Raw genomic sequence first — 19371 nt, 5'->3', positions numbered from 1 at the left:
GCCGGAGCCGGCGAGAAGGGGGGAGCTCGTGCAACCGACCACCGCACCGAACCGCACCAGTGCCATGAAGCGCTACGGACCGTTGCTTGCCATCGTGGTGGTGGTGGCGGTCATCGTGGCCGTGGCGGTGATCTCGAGGGGCGGTGATGACACCGAGCCCACCGCCTCCGGGACCGCGACGACCGGAGGTGTCGAGCCCGGTGCCGGCGCGCTGAGCTGGAGCGACGCGCAGGCCCGGGGCATCACCGATCAGATCGACTGGGGTGATCGCTGCGACACGTCACGGGGTCGGCAGGCCTACCCGAGCTTCTTCGCCCAGGAGTGCTACGCCCCCTTCACGGGTGACAACGGTGGTGCCACCTCCCCGGGGGTCACCGCGGACTCGATCAAGGTGGTCCTGTACCTCACCCCGGAGACGGACCCGGTGATCGACTTCATCACCAGCGCCATCGCGGTGGACGACACCAACGCCCAGACCGAGCAGACGGTGCGGGGCTTCATCGAGCTCTACGAGCGGTTCTACGAGACCTACGGGCGCAAGGTGGATCTCGAGGTGTACACCGGAACGGGGTCGTCGGAGGACGAGGTGGCGGCGCGTGCCGACGCGGTGGCCATCGCCGAGAAGCAGTCGTTCGTCGTGCTGGGAGGACCGCTGCTCACCTCCGCCTTCGCCGACGAGCTGGCGGCGCGCAAGGTGATGTGCATCCAGTGCACCCCCGGCCAGTCCGACGACTGGTACATCGAGCGGGCCCCCTACGTGTGGGGAGTGGGCAACAACCCCGAGCAGGGGAGAGCACACCTGGTCGAGTACATCGGCAAGGCGCTGGCCGGGCGGGACGCCGAGTACGCGGGCGACCCCGCCCTGCGCAGCCAGCCGCGGCGGTTCGGGCTGGTGTACCTGACCACCGGGACGGATTCCGAGCAGCTCGCCGACACCATGGGCTCGGAGCTCCGCGCCTACGGGGTGACGCTGGCCGAGACCCTCTCCTACGCCAGCCCCATCGACCTGCAGACCTCCGCCCCCCAGCTCATCGCCAGGCTGAAGCAATCCGGGGTGACGACGGTGATCTTCAGTGGCGACCCCATCGCACCGCAGCCCCTCACCCGGGCCGCCACGGCGCAGGAGTACTTCCCCGAGTGGGTCGCCGCCGGCGCGCTGACCGACACCGCAGCGTTCGCCCGCACCTACGACCAGCGGCAGTGGGCGCACGCCTTCGGGGTGAGCAGCCTCGCGGCGCGCACCGCGCCGGAGCTGTCCAGCTCGTACGGCCTGTACCGGTGGTACTTCGGCGAGCCGCCGCCCACCAAGACCGGCTCGCCGGTCACCATCCCGATGGTGAACCTGTTCTACGCGGCTGTCCAGGGTGTGGGGCCGAACCTCACTCCGGAGACCTTCCGTCAGGCGCTGTTCGCCGCGGAGCCCACGCCCCGGGCCATCAGCCAGCCATCGCTGTCCTACGGGGACAAGGGCATCTGGCCCAAGACCGACTACCTCGGCATCGACGACGCCACCCTGATCTGGTGGGATCCCGACGCGGAGGGCCAGGACGAGATCTTCCGTGAAGGCCGGGGCCTGTACCGCTACGTGGACGGCGGCAAGCGCTACCTGCCCGGGGAGTGGCCCGAGAACGGCACGCCGGTGTTCCAGGTGGCAGGCTCGGTGACGATCTACGACCAGCCACCGCCCGGCGAGCAAGTCCCCGACTACCCGTCACCCCGACGCTCGGGCTGAGCCGGCCTCGCCGCCATCGTCGACCCCTTCCCACCCGTTCCGGCAGGTCAAACGCGTGCTATCGCACGCGTTTGACCTGCCGGTCGGGTGGAGGGCGCGTTCTGGCAGGGAGATCGCGTGCTATCGCACGCGTTTGACCTGCCGGTCGGGGGAGGCGGAGGGCAGGTGCGCTGGTCGGCGGGTGTACGGGTCGGGCGTCAGTCCTGCTCGCGCAGGAACCGCTCGAGCTCGGCCGCGAGCTCGTCGCCGGTGGGGAGCCCTCCCTGGTCGGCGGCCTCCATCGCGTCGACGTGGTGCTCGAGCTGGCGCACCATCTCCAGGTGCTCCTCGCTGTTGGCCACCAGCGAGTCGATGCGGTCCCGGCTCGCCGCGGCCTCGGCCGGCAGGCCGCCCGGATCGAAGTGGAGATCGGCGATCCGGGCCAGGCCCTCGATGAGCGCCAGCCCCGCAGCGGGGTAGGGCATCGCCGCGGCGTAGTGGGGGACCTGCGCCCACAACCCGACGGCGGGCAGGCCCACGTCCGCGCAGCGCCGCTCGATCGCCGCGTGCACGCCGGCCGGGACGTCGATCTGCCCGGGCACGAAGCCGACCAGCTCCGCCAGCTCGGCCGAGGTGGCGGTGGAGACCAGCTTGGTGGGCCGCGTGTGAGGCACCGGCGCAGGGTACGCCCCGAGCCCGACCAGCAGCCGGCTCCCGAACTCGAGTGCCAGATCGACCACCGCCCGCGAGAAGGCCCGCCAGCTGTGGTCGGGCTCGGCGCCGATCAGGAACAACGCCTCGTTGCCATGGCGATCGGTGGTGGCCCGCAGCTCGATCGACGGCCAGCTCAGCCCGGTGTTCAGCCCGTCGACCAGGTGCATGGTGGGGCGCCGAGCGCGGTGATCGAGCAGCGCGTCGCTGTCGAAGACCGCCACGGTCTCCATCTCGGTGGCCTCCACGATCGCCGCCAGCGCCTGGGCCGCTCCGAGCCCCGCATCGATCCACCCGTCGAGCGCCAGCACGAGCACCGGCGAGTCGAGGTCGGGTCGCTCGACCAGCTCGAACAGGCTCATTCGGCTCTCCCCGCGGCCTGCCGGGCGGCCTCCGCCAGCGCCACGACCTGCTCGCCGAAGACGTCGAACGCGTCAGCGTCGCCGCGGTCACCCATCGCCCCACCCTTGTAGCGGGCATAGACCCCTTCGATGATGCAGGCCAGCTTCCAGTACCCGAACGCCACGTAGAAGTCGATCTGCGACAGGTCCCGACCTGAGCGCTGCGCGTACCGCTCGAGCAGCTCGGCCTTGGTGGGGAAGCCCTCGGCCGAGGTGGCGGCCGGCAGCCCGGAGTGGGTCGGCTCACCCGGATCGGCCCAGTACACCTGCAGGAGCCCGAGGTCCGCGAGCGGGTCGCCCAGGGTGCAGATCTCCCAATCCAGCACGGCGACGACCGTGCCGTCCGGGCCGAGGAGGCAGTTGTCGAGCCGGTAGTCGCCGTGGACGATCGTGGCCGGCCCCTGCTCCGGGATGGCGCTCAGGAGATGCTCGTAGACCTCGTCCACCACCGGGACCTCGCGGAGCTTCGACTGTTGGAACTGCCCGTACCAGCGCTTCAGCTGCCGCTCGATGTAGCCCTCCTTGCGGCCCAGGTCACCGAGGCCGACCGCGTCGACGTCGACGGCGTGGATGAGGGCCAGGGTGTCGATGAGCGAGAGGCCCGCGGCCCGCCGCTGCTCGGGGCTCAACCGCTCCGCCCCGGAGAGGTCTCGGACCACGGTGCCGTCGACGTAGCACATGACGTAGAAGGGTGCGCCGTTGACGGCGGGGTCGTCGCAGAACCCCACGACCGGGGGGACGGGAACCTCGGTCGGGCCCAGCGCCGAGAGGATCCGGTGCTCCCGCCCCATGTCGTGCGCGGTGGCGAGGACCTGCCCCAGGGGCGGTCGCCGCAGCACCCACCTGACCCCGCCGGCGTCCGCGACCCGGAAGGTGAGGTTCGAGTGGCCGCCCGTGATCAGCTCGAACGACAGCGGCGGAACGGCATCGGTGTGGCGCTCGAACCACGCCGTGACCCGATCCGCATCGATGCCTTCGACCGTGGTGGTGTCGCTCACCCGTTTCCCTCCGGCGATCGGCCCGCACCCGCGTGGCCCGTGAGGGGCCACGCTACCGGTTGCGCATGGTCAGCTCCTATCGTGGGTCCTCATGGCCATCGACGTGACGGACGCGAGCTTCGAGAACGACGTGGTCCGGCGATCCGAGCAGGTGCCCGTGGTCGTCGACCTGTGGGCCCCCTGGTGCGGGCCCTGCCGTACCCTCGGTCCGATCCTCGAGCGGGTGATCGACGAGACCGGCGGGGCGGTGATGCTGGCGAAGGTCAACGTCGACGAGAACCCGCAGGTCTCGGCCGCGTTCCGGGTGCAGGGCATCCCCGCCGTGTACGCCCTCAAGGGCGGCAAGGTCGTCGACGGGTTCATCGGCGCGCAGGGTGAAGCGGCCATCCGTGAGTTCGTGAGCCGCCTGCTGCCGACGCCCGAGGAGTCCGAGATCGACCGGTTGGTCGCCGCCGGCGACGAGTCGTCCCTGCGGGCCGCGCTGGAGCGCGATCCCGACCACGCCGGAGCGATCCTGGCACTGGCCGAGTTGCTCATCGGCGACGGCCGCTCGGAGGAAGCCCTGGAGCTGCTCGCCCGCCTGCCCGAGAGTGCCGAGACCCGCCACCTCGCGGCCCTCGCCCGTACCGGTGCCACGGGCGGCGCGATCGACGACATCGACGCCAAGCTCGAGGAGCTACTCGACCGGGTGAAGGAGGACGACGCTGCCCGGCAGGAGTACGTCGACCTGCTCGAGGTCCTCGGCCCCGACGATCCGCGAACCGCCCGCTACCGCAAGGCGCTCACCGCGCGCCTGTACTGAGCTGAGCCCTTCCGTTCCCGGGCGTCACCCGCGTAGGGTGGCGCAGCCGTCTCTTCCCCCTCGTGTGGCCCGCTGACGCGCGCTCGCCGCGCGCTCTGCAGGAGGACGAGACGTGGACCCGAACGACCGGTCCAGCCCCGCCGACGCCCTCGCCGCGCTGCGCGAGGCCTCGCAGCCGCCGCCATCGCTCGCATCCGACCTCCGCCGGCTGCTCGCAGCCTGGTGGTCGAGGGCGGGAACCGCGCGGGCGGGGATGGCGCGAGTCGCCACGGTGGCGCTCGTGGTCGCGATCGGGTTGGCGGCTGGCGCCTGGTGGTGGCGGTCGTCCACCCACGGATCCGGCGAGGCGGGGTTTCCCCTGCCGAGCACGGTGGTGCCCTTCCAGCTCGACGGGGCGGCAGGGCCCACATCGAGCGTGCCAGCGGAGATCGTGGTGCACGCGGCCGGAGCGGTGGCCCGCCCGGGCGTGTACCGCGTCGCGCATGGCGCCCGGGTCGGGGATGTGCTCGAGGCCGCGGGAGGCGTCACTCCCGACGCCGACGTCGACCGGTTGAACCTCGCAGCGCCCCTCGCCGACGGTGTGCGGGTCTACGTGCCCCGCCATGGCGAGGAGAACCCGGCCGCGCCGCTGGCGGCGGACTCCGGCGGCGGCCCCGCGGCCGGCGCCGCCGGGCCCGCTGGGGCGGCCGGCACCGGCGGCAAGCTCGATCTCAACACCGCCACCGCCGAACAGCTCGAGACGTTGCCGGGTATCGGCCCGGCCACCGCGGCGGCGATCATCGAGCACCGGGAGCGCAAGGGGCGGTTCCGCAGCGTCGACGGGCTGCTCGACGTGCGAGGCATCGGCCCGGCCAAGCTGGAGCAGATCCGCGACGCCGTGCGGGTGTGAGGCCGGGCCGGTGGTGCTCTCGGATCGGGTGGTGGTGCTGGGCGCGGTGGGGGCGGCGGCCGGTGCCTGGTGGTCGCCACAGCTGCCGGCGCTGGTCGCCGTTGGGGTGGTGGTCGCGGCGGTCGTGGTGCGGCGACCGTGGACCGCGGTGGTGGCGGTGGCGGTGCTCGCGGCGTGGCTGGGTGGGCGGGCTGAGCTGGCCGCCAACGCCGCGGTGGCCGAAGGCCCGTTCACCGGTGAGGTCACGCTGGTCGGTGACCCGGGGGACGCATCCGGTGCGGTGCGAGTCGAGGTGCGCGCCGGCTCCCGGCGCTTCGACGCCTGGGCTCGGGGCCGGGCCGGCGCAGCCATCCGTCCCCGGCTCGCCGGTGAGCGCCTCTCGGTGCGGGGACGCATGGAGGCCGACGTGCCGAGTTGGCTGCGTCACCGGCACGTGGTGGGGCGGATGGAGATCACCGAGGTGATCGGCTGGCGCGGCGGCGACCCCGCCTCCCGGCTGGCCAACCGCTTCCGCCGGGTGCTCGAGCGCGGTGTCGAGCACCTGGCCCCGGACACCCGTGCCCTGTTCACCGGCTTCGTGTTCGGTGACGACCGCGGCCAATCCCCGGCGGTGGCGGACGACTTCCGGGCCGTCGGGCTGACCCACCTGCTCGCGGTCTCGGGGCAGAACGTGGCCTTCGTGCTGGCGGTGGCCTCCCCGCTGCTGGCACGGCTGTCGTTGCGGGGGCGGTTGGCGGCGACGCTGGTGCTGCTCGGGTTCTTCACCCTGGTCACCCGGTTCGAGCCGTCCGTCCTGCGGGCCACGACCATGGCCGCGATCGCTGCGCTGTCCACGACCGTGGGACGACCGGTCTCGGCGATCCGCACGCTCGCAGCGGCGGTGGTGCTACTCGTCCTCGTGGACCCGTTCCTCGTCCATTCGGTGGGATTCGGGCTCTCGGTGGGCGCGGCGGCGGGGATCATCCTGCTGGCCCGGCCGATCGCGGGCGTGTTGCCCGGCCCACGGCCGCTGCGCGCCGCGCTCGCGGTCACGCTGGCGGCACAGCTCGGCGTGGCCCCGATCCTCGTGCCGGTGTTCGGCGGGCTTCCCGTGGCCTCGATCCCGGCCAACCTGCTGGCCGAGCCGGTGGCCGGCGTGGTGATGATGTGGGGGCTCACCGCGGGGATCGTGGCCGGTCTGGTCGGCGGGTCGGTGGCCACGGTGGCGCACCTGCCCACGCAGGTGGGTCTGAGTTGGGTGGCCGCGGTGGCCCGCCAGGCGCGGGAGTTGCCCTTGGGCGAGCTCGATCTCCCGCTCGTGGCGGTCGCCGCCACCGCCGGCGCGCTGGCGATGCTCGCCGGCCGCGAGGGTCACACCAAGGCCGCCCGGGTGGCGGCGGCGGTGGTGGTGTTCGCCGTGCTGGTGGTGCCGGCGCTCGGCGCGCACCGACCGCCGGCACTGCGAACCGAGCTCGCGGGCGTCGGGGAGCTGTGGCAGGTCCCGGTCCCCGGGGGGCGGTTGCGGGTGCTCGAGGTGGAGAGCACCGCGTCCGCCGGTCGCGCGCTCGAGGCGTTGCGGCGCAACGGGGTCCGCCACTTGGACCTGCTCATCAGCCCGTCAGGAGGAAGCCGGGCGGCGGCTCTCGTGCACCAGATCGGCCGGCGGGTGGGCGTCGCCCGCATCTGGGCTCCGGCGGAGCACCGGCTGGCCGGCGCCACCACCCCCGATCCCGGCGTCCTCGAGACCCCCGGTGGGTTGCGCCTCGAGGTGCGGGCGGTCCGGCCACGCCTGGAGGTCGTCGTGTCCGTCGACCCGCCGGCGGCCGGCTGACGGGCCCGCCCGGCGGTGTAGCGTCCGCCGCATGGAGCTGGCGCTCGGCCCTCACCGCTACGACGTCACCCATCGGGCGCTGGTCATGGGGATCCTCAACCGCACGCCGGACTCGTTCTTCGACCAGGGCGCCTATTTCGCGTTCGACGAGTTCTTGCGCAAGGCCCACCAACTCGTCGCCGCCGGCGCGGACCTGCTCGACGTGGGTGGGGTCAAGGCCGGCCCCGGTGAGGAGGTCTCCGAAGCGGAGGAGCTCGATCGGGTGGTGCCGGCCGTCGAGGCCCTCCGGGCCCGGTTCGACGTGCCGCTGTCGGTAGACACCTGGCGGGCATCCGTGGCGCGGTCCTGCTTCGAGGCCGGCGCGGTGGTGGGCAACGACATCAGCGGGTTTGCCGACCCCGACTACCTGCCGGTGTGCGCGGCAGCGGGCGCCTCGGTGGTGGCGACCCACATCCGGCTCGCGCCCCGGGTGCCGGATCCCGAACCGCACTACGACGATGTCGTGGGCACCGTGCGCGAGGTGCTCCGTGACCGAGCGGGTCGAGCCGAGCGGGCGGGCATCGCTCGGGAGCGGATCATGGTCGACGCGGGGCTCGACCTCGGCAAGACCGAGGAGCAGTCGCTGGTGCTGCTGCGGGCCTCCGATCGGTTGGCGGAGCTCGGCTACCCGGTGTTGCTCTCGGCGTCGAACAAGCGGTTCCTCTGGAAGCTGCTCGACGTCGACCGCACCCAGGCCTGGGCCGGCACCGTCGCCGCGCACGCGCTCGGGATCTCACTCGGGTGCCGGGTGCTGCGAGCTCATGACGTGCGAGCGGCCCGGCGGGTGGCCGACGTGATGGCCGCGGTCCTCGCCGCAGCGTGACCGGCGCCATGGACGTGGACCTCGCCGCGCCGGTGTTCCTGGTGAAGGGCAGCGACGAGGTGCTGCTCGCCCAGGCAGTCGGTGACCTGGTGCGGGCGCTGGTCGGCGGCGGTGATCGGGAGCTGATGGTCGACGAGTGGGACGCGGCGCGTTACGACACCGGTGACGGCGGCCCCGACCTGGCGGGCGTGGTCGACGCCGCACGGACCCCGCCGTTCCTGACCGACCGGCGAGTGGTGGTGGCCCGCCACGCAGGCCTGTTCGGCACCAAGGACTCGGTTGCTTCCTTCGTCGACTACCTGGCGTCCCCACTCGAGACCACCTCGCTGGTGATCGTGTGGGAGCGTGACCCGAAGCCGGGTGCCAAGCTCCCCGCGGTGCCCAAGGCGCTCGCGGACGCGGTGTGCGCCGTCGGCGGTGCGGTCATCGACACCAGTGTCGCCGACCGGGAGAAGGACCGCACGGCGTGGATCGACCGCCAGATCGCCGAGTCCGCGGTGACGCTCGACGTCGGGGCCAAGCGGCTGCTCGTGGACCGGGTCGGGGGCGACCTGGGCCGAGTGCGCTCGGTCCTCGAAGCGCTGGTCTCGACGTTCGGCGCCGGCGCCCGGCTCGCCGCCGAGGACCTCGAGCCGTACCTGGGCGGAGCGGGTGAGCTGCCCACCTGGGAGCTCACCGACGCCATCGACCGCGGCGACATCCCCACCGCACTCGACCGCCTGGCGCGCATGCTGGCCGCCGGGCGCCACCCGCTGCAGATCATGGCCACCCTCCACGGTCACGTGGAGCGGATGCTGCGCCTGGAGGGTTCGGGGGTGGGTGACGAGAAGCAGGCTGCGGAGCTGCTCGGCCTCCGCGGCGGCAGCACCTTCCGGGCCCGCAAGGCCCTGGAACAGGCCCGCCGGCTGGGACCGGAGCGGCTGCACGAGATGGTCGAGCTGCTCGCCCAGGCGGATCTCGACCTACGGGGAGCGAAGGCCTGGCCCGACGAGCTGGTGATGGAGGTGCTGGTGGCGCGCCTGGCGGGGCGCAGCCGCCGGGCCGGCTCCCGGACCGGCTCGGGTCGCGGCTCGCGGTGATCGCGCCGCCCTCGGGCTATCGTGCCGCGGTTCCCCCACCCGCTCCGAGGAACCGTGACCGCTCCCGCCACCATCCTGCGCAACGCCCTGCGGCCCGGGTACTGCACGACCATGGTCGACAAGGTGCTGACCCGGATCGCCGACCGCAAGCACGCCGGCACGAGGACCGCCGCCGCGGCCTGGGCGGCCGAGCGAGCGGAGCCCTCCGCGGCCTTCGCCGCCCGGATCGACCCGGCGCTCTGGGCGGAGGCCAAGCGCTTCGCCGCTGACCTGGAGCAGCTCGCCACCGAGCGGCTCGGCCCGCTGCGCGAGCAGGGGGTGGTGCTCGGGGGTGGTGGCGACTACGGGCTGGTGTACTTCCTGACTCGCCGCCTGCGCCCGACGACCGTGGTGGAGACCGGGGTGGCCGCGGGGTTCTCGTCCCAGGCGTTCTTGCGGGCGCTGTCCGCCAACGGGGACGGCGGGCAGCTGTGGTCGAGCGACTTCCCGTACTTCCGGCTGGCGAACCCCGAGCAGTACGTCGGCCTGTTGGTCGACGGCGAACTGCGATCGGCATGGCACCTGTACCTGCGCGGTGATCGGGCGAACCTGCGGCGCATCCTGGCCGAGGTTGACCACATCGACCTGTTCCACTACGACAGCGACAAGTCCTACCGGGGGCGGGCCTTCGCGCTGGCTCGGGTGCAGCCCCGACTCGACGCCCGCAGCCACGTGGTGTTCGACGACATCGACGACAACACCCACTTCCGGGACCTGGTGGAACGCACCGGTGCCCCCTACCGCGTGTTCGGCTTCGGCAACAAGTATCTGGGTCTGATCGGCGAGCTCGCGGAAGCGTGACGGGTGCGCCCGCGCGGGCGCTACCTACGGGCCGCGGTGCGCGGTGTGTCGGGTCAGCCCGCTGAGGCGGCTCGGATCTTCTTCATCAACCGGGACTTGCGGCGCGCGGCCTGGTTCTTGTGGATCACGCCCTTGGAAGCCGCCTTGTCGAGCTTCTTGATGGCCAACCGGGCCAGCTCCTCGACGTCATCGCGGCCCTCGCTGGCCGCGGCCAGCGCGGTCTTGGTGCGGGTCTTGAGCTCGGAGCGCACGGCCTTGTTGCGCATGCGCCGCTTCTCGTTCTGCCGGTTGCGCTTGATCTGGCTCTTGATGTTCGCCACGGTGTCCCTGCGTCGGTCGATGCCACTCGGAGCCGGCCCTGTCCGGCCCCTGCACGGTCGCCGGCTCGGACCTGCCGGCCGGCGCGAACCGGCAAGGGTAGCCGCTCCGCCCCGGCCCGTCACAACCCGGCAGGGCGGGCCACTCCAGACGCTACGCTGCAACGTCGCGCCCGCGGCCGGCCGGTCGGGGCGATCCCGCGACGGCCCTCCCGAGACGGAGCCCCTGGACACGTGGCCACGCTCGAGCGTTTCCGCAACCTGTGCATCATCGCCCACATCGACCACGGCAAGAGCACGCTCGCGGACCGGATGCTCGAGCTCTGCGGCGCGGTGGATCCCCGGGAGATGCGGGCCCAGTACCTCGACACCATGGACCTGGAGCGGGAGCGGGGCATCACCATCAAGCTCCAGAGCGTGCGCCTCGACTGGCGTGACCACGTGCTCAACCTCATCGATACCCCGGGTCACGTCGACTTCGGCTACGAGGTGTCTCGGTCGCTGGCCGCGTGCGAGGGGGCGATCCTGCTGGTCGACGCGTCGCAGGGGATCGAGGCCCAGACCCTCGCCAACTGCTACCTGGCCCTCGAGCACGATCTCGAGATCGTGGCCGCCCTCAACAAGATCGATCTCCCCGCCGCCGAGCCCGATCGGTACGCGGCGGAGATCGAGACCGTGCTCGGCATCCCCGCGGGGGAGATCCTCCGTCTGTCGGCCAAGACCGGCGAAGGGGTGCCGGAGCTGCTCGACGCGGTGGTGGAGCGGATCCCTCCACCCGAGGGCGACCCGGACGCGCCGTTGCAGGCGCTGATCTTCGACAGCCACTTCGACCAGTACCGGGGGGTGGTGAGCTCGATCCGGGTGGTCAACGGCACCCTCAAGACCGGCAGCAAGCTCGAGTTCCTCCAGGCCCGAGCCACCCACGACGCGGACGAGGTGGGGGTGCGCCGGCCCGAACCGACCCCGGTGGGGAGCCTGAGCGCCGGCGAGGTGGGGTACCTCATCGCCGGCATCAAGGACGTGGGGGAGGCCCGCTCGGGTGAGACGGTCACCGAAGCCGCCCGGCCGGGTGAGCCGCTCGAGGGCTACCGCGAGCCCAAGCCCATGGTGTTCTGCGGGCTGTACCCGATCGACGGTGACGAGTTCCCCGCGCTGCGGGAAGCGCTGGAGAAGCTCCGCCTCAACGACTCGAGCTTCACCTTCGAGCCGGAGAGCTCGGGTGCGCTCGGGTTCGGGTTCCGTTGCGGGTTCCTCGGCCTGCTGCACATGGAGATCATCCGGGAGCGGCTCGAGCGGGAGTTCAACCTCAGCCTCATCGCCACAGCGCCCTCGGTGGAGTACCGGGTGCGGCGTACCAGTGGCGAGGAGCTCGTCGTGGACAACCCGAGCGAGATGCCCCCCCAGGCGGAGATCGAGCAGATCGAGGAGCCCTACCTCACGATCACCATCCTGACCCCTACCGACTACACGGGCACGCTCATGGAGTTGTGCCAGAGCCGGCGGGGTGAGATGCGCAAGCTGGAGTACCTCTCGCCGGAGCGGATGGAGCTCGTCTACCGCATGCCGCTGGCCGAGGTGGTGGTCGACTTCTTCGATCACCTCAAGAGCCGCACCCAGGGCTATGCCAGCCTCGACTACGAGCCCGCGGGGTACGCCCCCGCCGAGCTGGTCAAGGTCGACATCCTGCTCAACGGCGTGCCGGTCGATGCGTTCAGCACCATCGTGCATCGGAGCAAGGCCTACGACTACGGCCGGCGCATGACCGAGAAGCTGCGGGAGCTGATCCCCCGCCAGCTGTTCGACGTGCCCATCCAGGCGGCCATCGGGGGCCGGATCATCGCCCGGGAGACCGTGAAGGCCAAGCGCAAGGACGTGCTGGCCAAGTGCTACGGGGGCGACATCACCCGGAAGCGCAAGCTCCTCGAACGCCAGAAGGAGGGTAAGAAGCGCATGAAGAACATCGGCCGGGTGGAAGTGCCGCAAGAGGCCTTCATCTCCGCCCTCCGCCTCGAGGAGTGACCACCCGCAGGCTCTGGCCGGCTGCTCGCGACGGTTAGCACTCGGTATCATCGAGTGCTGACGAACGAGTGGAGCCAGGCAGCGACCGATGCTCGATGAACGCAAGGCCAACATCCTGCGGGCCGTGGTCGAGGAGTACATCGAAACGGCCCAACCCGTCGGGTCCGGGCACGTCACCCGCGCGCCGGGGGTGAACGTCTCGGCCGCCACCGTGCGCAACGACATGGCCCTCCTCGAGCAAGAGGGCTACCTCTACCAACCGCATACCAGCGCCGGGCGGGTGCCCACGGAGAAGGGGTACCGGTTCTTCGTCGACACGCTGAGTGCGCCGGGCCGGCTCGCCGGCGCCGAGGCCCAGCAGGTCCGCAACTTCTTCGCCCACGCCCACGGTGAGCTGGAGCGCATGCTGCAGGACACCAGCCGGCTGCTCTCCAACCTCACCGCCTACACCGCCGTGGTCGTGGGCCCGCCCCATGAGGCGGCCACGGTCCGCTCCATCCAACTCGTGAGCCTCACCCCGACGGTCGCGCTGGTGGTGGTCGTGCTCTCCAACGGCGTGATCGAGAAGCGCACTGTGGAGTTCGACGACGAAGCCGACGAGGAGGCGCTGGCCGCGGCCGGCCAACGGTTGTGCGAGGTGCTGGTGGGGCATCCGCTCAGCCATGCTGCCGGGGTCGAGCTGGAGGCCCCGGATGCGGCCGACCCGATGCTCGTGGCGGCGCTGCGGAGCCTCGGCGAGGAGGCCCCGGAGGAGCCGGAGGTGTACCTCGCCGGCACCTCGAACATGGCAGCGGCGTTCGACGCGGTGGGGACCGTCCGAGAGATCCTACGGATCCTCGAGCAACAGTTCGTCGTGGTCTCCCTCCTGAAAGACGTGCTCGATCGGGGCCTCAGTGTGGCCATCGGCAGCGAGACCGGCGTGCAGCCCCTGAGCGACTGCGCGGTGGTGGTCGCCCCCTACGAGGTCGACGGTGAGACCGCCGGATCGATCGGGGTGCTCGGCCCGACCCGCATGAACTACCCGCAGGCCATGGCCGCCGTGGCGGTGGTGAGCGATCGCCTCGGCCGGCGCTTGAGCGAGGGTTGATCCGTGGCACGCGACCTCTACGAGCTGCTCGGCGTTCCTCGCGACGCGTCACAGGACGAGATCAAGCGGGCCTACCGCCGGCTGGCCAGGGAGCTACACCCTGACGCCAACGGCGGTGATCCCGAAGCGGAAGCCCGTTTCAAGGAGGTCGCGGCGGCGTACGAGACGCTGAGCGATCCGGAGCGCCGCCGGCGCTACGACCTGTTCGGGGCCACGGGCTCGCAGGGCGGTGGCGGCTTCGGTGGCGGGTTGGGCGACATCTTCGACATGTTCTTCGGTGGCTCACCGTTCGGTGGAGCTGCCAACGCGGCCGGACCGCCCCGGGGCGCGGATCTGGAGGTGGTGGTCGAGGTCTCCTTCGAGGAGGCGGTGTTCGGCGCCGAGGTGCCGGTCTCGATGCGCACCGCGGTTCCGTGCGAGGCCTGTGAAGCGACCGGCGCCGATCGCGGGAGCGCACCCGAACGTTGCCCGGACTGCGGCGGGACCGGGCAGGTGCGCCGGGTGCGGCAGTCGATCCTCGGCCAGATGGTCACCGCCACTGCCTGCGCCCGCTGCGGTGGCTTGGGCACGATCGTCCAGCATCCCTGCGTGGTGTGCGGCGGCGAGGGGCGGACGCTGGAGGAGAGGACCTACCACGTCGAGCTGCCTGCCGGGGTCGACACCGGTGCCACGCTGCGCCTCACCGGCCGGGGCGCGGCCGGCCCTAGGGGTGGCGGCGTCGGTGACCTGTACGTCCACGTGCGCGTCCGGCCGCATCACCGGTTCAGCCGACACGGCGACGATCTCCACGCCGACCTGCACGTCTCGTTCACCCAGGCCGCGCTCGGCGCGGAGATCACCTTCGACACCCTCGACGGCGAGGAGCTGCTCACGATCGCGCCGGGTACCCAGTCCGGCGAGGTGATTCGGCTGCGTGGGCGCGGGGTCCCGCACGTGCAGGGTCGCGGCCGGGGCGAGCTGATCGTCCGGGTCATCGTCGACACCCCCACCCAGCTCAGCGCGGAGGAGGAGGAGCTGCTGCGACGCCTGGCCGATCTGCGTGGCGAGGACGTGAGCCCCCCGGCGAGCGGGCTGCTCTCGCGGGTGCGTTCCGCGTTCAAGTAGGCGGCAGACCACGTGCCCGGACCAGGCGACGCGGAGTCAGCCCCTCCGCTCGGCCTGCCCCTGGTGTTCGTGGCCGACCTCGAGCACCCGAGACTCGAGCCGAGCGACCACCATCACCTCGCTCGGGTGCTGCGCTTGCGTGACGGCACCCCGTGCACGATCGCCGACGGGCTGGGCCGGTGGCGGTCAGCCGCGTTCGGGCTGGTGCCCGACCCGGCAGGGCCGGTGATGGCCCTGCCGCAGGCGGAGCCACCGCTGACCGTCGGGTTCGCGCTGTTGAAGGGCGACCGCACAGAGCTGGTGGTGCAGAAGCTGACCGAGCTGGGCATCGACCGCATCGTCCCGCTGGTCACCGAGCGCACGGTCTCCCGCCCCGACCCGGCTCGGGCCGCCAAGCTGGTGGAGCGCCTGCGACGGATCGCTCGGGAGGCGTGCATGCAGAGCCGCCGGGCCCGGCTGCCCGAGGTCACGGTGGTCACTGCGTTCGAGGACGTGGTGACCGAGCCGGGGGTCGCCCTCGCCGATCCATCAGGGGGTCCCCCGACGCTCTCGCACCCCGTCCTGCTGGTGGGCCCCGAAGGCGGCTGGGCCCCACCCGAGCGGGCCCGAGCCGCCCACGTCGTCGGCCTGGGCCCTCACGTGCTTCGGGCCGAGACCGCCGCGATGGCCGGCGGTGCCCTGCTGGCCGCGCTCCGCCACGGCGTCGTCCACGCGTGAGCCGGGCCGGTTCGACCCGTAGTGCTCGTCTGGGTCCGTTGTCCCTTGGGTACACGCAGAGTAGGCTTGTTGGCGCGATGCACCACGGAAGGTGGTGCCCCAGATGGGTCGGATCCGGGACGGCGCGGTCCCAGGGGCGGAGCTCGGGGTGCTTCCGCCGTGGCTCGAGCGTGTTCGCGAGCCCCGGTGCGCGACGAGAGAGGGAGTACGGCATGACGAGCGATCCCGGCGAGGTCCCGACCTCCTACAGCCGCAAGGTGGGTGAGCGCCTGCGGGCCATCAGGCGCCAGAAGCGCTTGTCGCTCCAGGAGGTCGAGGCCGCCTCGGAACAGGAGTTCAAGGCATCAGTGCTCGGTGCCTACGAACGGGGCGAGCGCGCGATCTCGGTGCCGAGGTTGCAGCGGCTGGCCCGCTTCTACAACGTCCCGGTCGATCAGCTCCTGCCTCCTGACGAGGGGCCTGGCTTCGCGGGTGCGGAGCGCGCACCGATCGGCGCGGCGGAGGCGGCCGTGACCATCGACCTGCGACGCCTGGAGAACCTCAGCGGACCCGAGGCGGAGATGCTCAACCGGTACCTGACGATGATCCAGGTCCAGCGGCAGGACTTCAACGGCCGGATGCTCACCATCCGCCGCGAGGACCTACGCGCCATCGCATGCATCCTCGGGGTCGGGGTCGATCACGCCACGGGCCGGCTCGACGACCTGGGGCTCAGTCTCAGCGCTTGACCGGCAGCACCGGCCCGCAGCCGCCCTCACCGGCGCTCGGCGTCTACGTCCACATCCCGTTCTGCGCGTCCCGCTGTGACTACTGCGCGTTCGCCACGTGGGCCGATCGCGCCCACCTCGCAGAGGCCTACCTCGAGGCCCTGGTCCGCGACATCGAGGGCGCGGCGGCCCGCGGCCTGCCGGCTGCGAGCACGGTGTTCGTGGGCGGGGGCACCCCCTCCCACGTGCCCCCGGAGCAGATCGCTCGGGTGCTCCGGGCGATCCCTCGCACGAACGATGCCGAGGTCACGGTGGAGTGCAATCCCGAGGACGTGACCCCCTCTGTGGTGGAGGTGCTGGGGATGGCCGGGGTGAACCGTCTGTCGCTCGGCGTGCAGTCCATGGTGCCCCACGTCCTGCAGGCGCTCGGCCGCTCGCACGATCCGGCCTCGGTGGCCACCGCGGTGGCGGCGGCCCGAACTGCGGGCATCACGAACCTCAACCTCGACCTGATCTACGGGGCCGCCGGAGAATCGCTCGGGGACTGGCGAGCCACGCTCGACGCGGCGATCGACCTCGGGCCCGCGCACGTGTCCGCCTATGCGCTGACGGTCGAGGCCGGCACCGCGCTGGCCGCCGAGCCCCGTCGCCACCCCGACGATGACGACCAGGCCGACAAGTACGCCCTGGCCACCGAGCGGCTCGCAGCAGCCGGATTCGACTGGTACGAGATCTCCAACTGGGCGCGGCCCGGGCATCGTTGCCGGCACAACCTGCTCTACTGGTCGCAGGGCGACTACCTGGGCTTCGGGTGCGCGGCGCACTCGCACCGGCAGGGTCGCCGCTGGTGGAACGTCCGCACCCCGGAGCGATACATCCAGGCGATCCGCAGTGGCACGAGCCCAGAGGCGGGCGCCGAGCAGCTGGACGCCGATGGGCGGCGGTTGGAGGCCCTCCAGCTCGCGATCCGCACCGCGGATGGCGTGCCGGTGGAAGCACTCGATGACGACGACGCCTTGGCACTCGACGGGCTGGTGGTGCGCAGGGCCGATCGCCTGGTACTCACCGAGCAGGGCCGGCTCCTCGCCAACGAGGTCGCAGTCAGGCTCCGGTGAGCGGTGGCCCCACCGGGGGCAGCTCGAACACCTGCCCGGGGAAGATGAGGTCCGGGTTGCCCGGGACGGGCAGGCGCTCCTCGTTGGTGGCGATGAGGACATCCAGGTAGGTAGCGGTCTCCTCGTCGGTCGGCGGGCGGGCCCAGGCCGTGGCGAGGGTGTGATGGGCGATGCCCCACAGATGCTCGCCCGGTGCCACCGTCCACGACGACGCCTCGCGAGCGCGGCCCACCGGCTCGCTCGCCGGCGGGGTGCTGGCAGCCGGTGGGGGATCCGGTGGCACCGGGGCCGTCGGTGGGTGATGCGCCGCTGGCCGCGCCTGGTCGGCATCGGGGTCGAGGGTTCGCATGACGGGCGGTGGTGACGGCTTCGAGGTCGTCGAGGTGGCCGTCCCGCTCTCCTCGGGCACGGACCGCATCGTCACCGGGTGAGATGGTGGCGCCGGCGGTGCTGGCTGCGCCGCCAGCGGCGACGGGGCGGCCATGGCGGTGGTGGGGATGGTGGCGGTCGTCGCCGCGAGGGACAGGCCGACCCCGACACCGCCGTACAGGAGGCGGCGGATCCGGGGGACCGTGACGAGCTCCGCCACGGCGAGCAGGGTGGGGACGCGGGTCAGCCGTACGACCAAGCCGAGCCCGACGGTGAGGAGGAGGTAGGCGCAGCCGGCGAGGGCGCCCAGCCTCGCCACGCCCAGCGCCGCGGCGACCGGGCCTTGCTCGTGGAGCCAGGCGGAGACCGATGCCGGGTGCACGCCGGGCGGCCCGGGCAGGACCGATCCAGCGGCGACGAGCACCGCGAGCTGGGCACTCAGCAGCGCCGTCCAGGCCAGGAGAGAGGTGGGGCCGGGGGGTCGGGACCGTGTCATGGTTCGCCCGGGAACATGGTGGCGGCCGTGGTGGCGGTCGTGGACGGTCCCGTCGGGGGGAGCGGGATGACCTGGCCATCACCCAGCACACCGACCAGGCGTTCGCAGGCACCGTCGTCGGCGCCGCCCAGGTGCGCGCCGGGCTGGAGGCGAGCGAGCAGCCGCGCTTCGAGGTCAGCACCCGTTGTGGCCCAGCCGTCGAAGACGAAGACCTCACCGGTGCTCGGTCGCAGGAGCGCTGCCTGGGGCTGGCCGTCGCAACGCCAGTCGCCGACCAGCACCTCGTCCCCCGGTGTGCCCAGCTCATACCGGTGCCCGTCGAGCTCGACCACCGGTGACTCGCGCCTCGCCACCGTGGTGGGAGGTGCGGGGGGTGCCGGTGGCGGGTCCAGGCCCGCACCGGAGGGGGACGGGTCGGCTCCGATGAGCGCCACCTCCGGCGGGGACGACGTGGGTCCCGAGAAGACGCCGATGGCCAGGACGGCGATGCAACCGATCGACGCGGCGCCTGCAGCGACGCGCCGCAGGCGACTCCAGTCGCCCCGGGAGGAGGGGGCGGGGGCGCTGGCGCGGAGCCGATCGATGGGGTCCCTCTCGAGGTGCTCAGGGCTGGGCTCGGTGGTGCTATCGCCGGCGGCCGTCGCTACGGCAGCAGTGTCGTGGCGGTTCGGAGCGAGTCGCTGGAGGGCGCGGGCGAGGGCCCGCGCCGTCGGGCGGCAGGTGGGGTCGTCGGCCGACGCATGCTCGGCGAGCGTGAGCAGCGCTCGGGCCACACGGTCGTCGTCGCGCTGGTGCCGCCGGAACCGGTGCAGTGGCATCAGCGTGATGGGGGAGTCGAGCTCCACTAGGCCTGAGAGCAGCTGACCGAGGCTCCGGACGTCGTCGGAGCGGCACGCCGCGCCCGCTCTTGTCGGCGAAGAGGCCTCGATCTCGGCACGGCCGAACCCGCAGAGCACCGGGCGGTCCCGCTGGTCGAACAGCACGTGGCTCGGATCCGCGAGCTGGCCGTGGATCACGCCGAGGTCGTGCAGGTCGGCCACGGTCTCGGCGACCGCGGCGAGGATCGCCGCGATCTGCGCCGGCGCCCGGCCGGGCCGGTCCGCAAGCGATCTGCTCCCGACCCAGGTCGTCACCAGCTCGAGGGTGCCCGCCACCTCCCGAAGCCCTCGGGAGCGGACCACCCCCGGATGGCGCACGAGGGCCAAGACGGCGGCCTCGTGTACCAGCCACGTGCGGGCCTCGGGGTCGAGAGCCTGCTTGACCGCCACCAACTGCCCGTCGTGGTCCCTGTCCACCCGCACTCGCGCACTCATGGCTCCTCCTCCTGACCGGAGCTG

18 protein-coding genes are annotated in these 19371 nt (G+C 72.3%); 13 read left to right on the top strand and 5 right to left on the bottom strand.

The window, feature by feature from the left end; translation table 11 throughout:
* The first annotated feature begins 28 nt into the window (after positions 1-28).
* Entirely contained in the window at positions 29-1732 is a 1704-nt protein-coding gene (locus tag HZF19_RS07560; protein WP_208028157.1) for a type 1 periplasmic-binding domain-containing protein, read from the top strand.
* Between the two features lie 197 nt (positions 1733-1929).
* Here the strand turns inward: HZF19_RS07560 and HZF19_RS07555 are convergent, their stop codons facing one another.
* Together HZF19_RS07555 and HZF19_RS07550 are read right to left on the bottom strand one after the other, a co-directional pair.
* Positions 1930-2784: a proteasome assembly chaperone family protein gene (locus HZF19_RS07555; protein WP_208028156.1), complete on the bottom strand. Its 855-nt coding sequence runs from the start codon at positions 2782-2784 to the stop codon at positions 1930-1932.
* Positions 2781-3821 carry a phosphotransferase family protein gene (locus HZF19_RS07550; RefSeq protein WP_307781163.1) on the bottom strand — a complete coding sequence of 347 codons (1041 nt, stop codon included), beginning with the start codon at positions 3819-3821 and terminating at the stop codon, positions 2781-2783. Before HZF19_RS07550 ends, HZF19_RS07555 begins: the two co-directional genes overlap by 4 nt.
* Positions 3822-3912: 91 nt before the next feature.
* Here HZF19_RS07550 and HZF19_RS07545 point away from each other — a divergent pair, with 91 nt between their 5' ends.
* The 6 genes from HZF19_RS07545 to HZF19_RS07520 all read left to right on the top strand — a co-directional run bounded on the left by HZF19_RS07545 (position 3913) and on the right by HZF19_RS07520 (position 10103).
* Positions 3913-4623, top strand: a complete 711-nt coding sequence (locus HZF19_RS07545; protein WP_208028155.1) for a tetratricopeptide repeat protein — start codon at positions 3913-3915, stop codon at positions 4621-4623.
* Between the two features lie 112 nt (positions 4624-4735).
* On the top strand, positions 4736-5512 hold the full coding sequence (locus HZF19_RS07540) for a helix-hairpin-helix domain-containing protein (protein WP_208028154.1): 777 nt from the start codon (positions 4736-4738) through the stop codon (positions 5510-5512).
* Between the two features lie 10 nt (positions 5513-5522).
* Positions 5523-7322, top strand: coding sequence for a ComEC/Rec2 family competence protein (locus HZF19_RS07535; protein WP_208028153.1), 1800 nt, complete (start codon positions 5523-5525; stop codon positions 7320-7322).
* A 31-nt stretch (positions 7323-7353) separates the two neighbouring features.
* Positions 7354-8184, top strand: coding sequence for a dihydropteroate synthase (gene folP / locus HZF19_RS07530; RefSeq protein WP_208028152.1), 831 nt, complete (start codon positions 7354-7356; stop codon positions 8182-8184).
* 8 nt (positions 8185-8192) lie between these two features.
* A complete protein-coding gene (gene holA / locus HZF19_RS07525) occupies positions 8193-9263 on the top strand; it encodes a DNA polymerase III subunit delta (protein ID WP_208028151.1) in 1071 nt (356 codons plus the stop codon).
* Positions 9264-9317: 54 nt separating this feature from the next.
* Positions 9318-10103: a class I SAM-dependent methyltransferase gene (locus HZF19_RS07520; RefSeq protein ID WP_208028150.1), complete on the top strand. Its 786-nt coding sequence runs from the start codon at positions 9318-9320 to the stop codon at positions 10101-10103.
* 53 nt (positions 10104-10156) lie between these two features.
* On the opposite strand, the gene rpsT is transcribed toward HZF19_RS07520, so the two are convergent.
* Complete coding sequence (gene rpsT, locus HZF19_RS17095; protein WP_208028149.1) at positions 10157-10423, bottom strand: 30S ribosomal protein S20; 267 nt, start codon at positions 10421-10423, stop codon at positions 10157-10159.
* A 231-nt stretch (positions 10424-10654) separates the two neighbouring features.
* On the opposite strand from rpsT, the gene lepA reads away from it, so the two are divergent.
* The 6 genes from lepA to hemW all read left to right on the top strand — a co-directional run bounded on the left by lepA (position 10655) and on the right by hemW (position 17169).
* The gene (gene lepA / locus HZF19_RS07510) at positions 10655-12439 is read left to right on the top strand and encodes a translation elongation factor 4 (RefSeq protein WP_208028148.1); all 1785 of its coding nucleotides are present in this window, start codon (positions 10655-10657) and stop codon (positions 12437-12439) included.
* A gap of 88 nt (positions 12440-12527) precedes the next feature.
* On the top strand, positions 12528-13526 hold the full coding sequence (hrcA, locus tag HZF19_RS07505; RefSeq protein WP_208028147.1) for a heat-inducible transcriptional repressor HrcA: 999 nt from the start codon (positions 12528-12530) through the stop codon (positions 13524-13526).
* Between the two features lie 3 nt (positions 13527-13529).
* On the top strand, positions 13530-14630 hold the full coding sequence (dnaJ, locus tag HZF19_RS07500) for a molecular chaperone DnaJ (protein WP_208028146.1): 1101 nt from the start codon (positions 13530-13532) through the stop codon (positions 14628-14630).
* A 12-nt stretch (positions 14631-14642) separates the two neighbouring features.
* Complete coding sequence (locus HZF19_RS07495) at positions 14643-15347, top strand: RsmE family RNA methyltransferase (RefSeq protein ID WP_208028145.1); 705 nt, start codon at positions 14643-14645, stop codon at positions 15345-15347.
* A 212-nt stretch (positions 15348-15559) separates the two neighbouring features.
* Positions 15560-16075, top strand: coding sequence for a transcriptional regulator (locus HZF19_RS07490; protein ID WP_208028144.1), 516 nt, complete (start codon positions 15560-15562; stop codon positions 16073-16075).
* Complete coding sequence (gene hemW / locus HZF19_RS07485) at positions 16072-17169, top strand: radical SAM family heme chaperone HemW (RefSeq protein WP_208028143.1); 1098 nt, start codon at positions 16072-16074, stop codon at positions 17167-17169. The genes HZF19_RS07490 and hemW overlap by 4 nt, the downstream gene beginning before the upstream one ends.
* Here the strand turns inward: hemW and HZF19_RS07480 are convergent.
* Both HZF19_RS07480 and HZF19_RS07475 read right to left on the bottom strand, forming a co-directional pair.
* Complete coding sequence (locus HZF19_RS07480; RefSeq protein WP_208028142.1) at positions 17156-18034, bottom strand: LysM peptidoglycan-binding domain-containing protein; 879 nt, start codon at positions 18032-18034, stop codon at positions 17156-17158. The genes hemW and HZF19_RS07480 overlap by 14 nt on opposite strands.
* Positions 18031-19347, bottom strand: coding sequence for a serine/threonine-protein kinase (locus HZF19_RS07475; RefSeq protein ID WP_208028141.1), 1317 nt, complete (start codon positions 19345-19347; stop codon positions 18031-18033). The genes HZF19_RS07480 and HZF19_RS07475 overlap by 4 nt, the downstream gene beginning before the upstream one ends.
* Positions 19348-19371: the final 24 nt, after the last annotated feature.

The sequence above is a fragment of the Rhabdothermincola sediminis genome (genome assembly GCF_014805525.1).
Lineage (GTDB): Bacteria > Actinomycetota > Acidimicrobiia > Acidimicrobiales > Acidimicrobilacustridaceae > Rhabdothermincola > Rhabdothermincola sediminis.
Note: the sequence above shows the minus strand (reverse complement) of the source record. Positions and strands in the feature narration are given on the sequence as shown.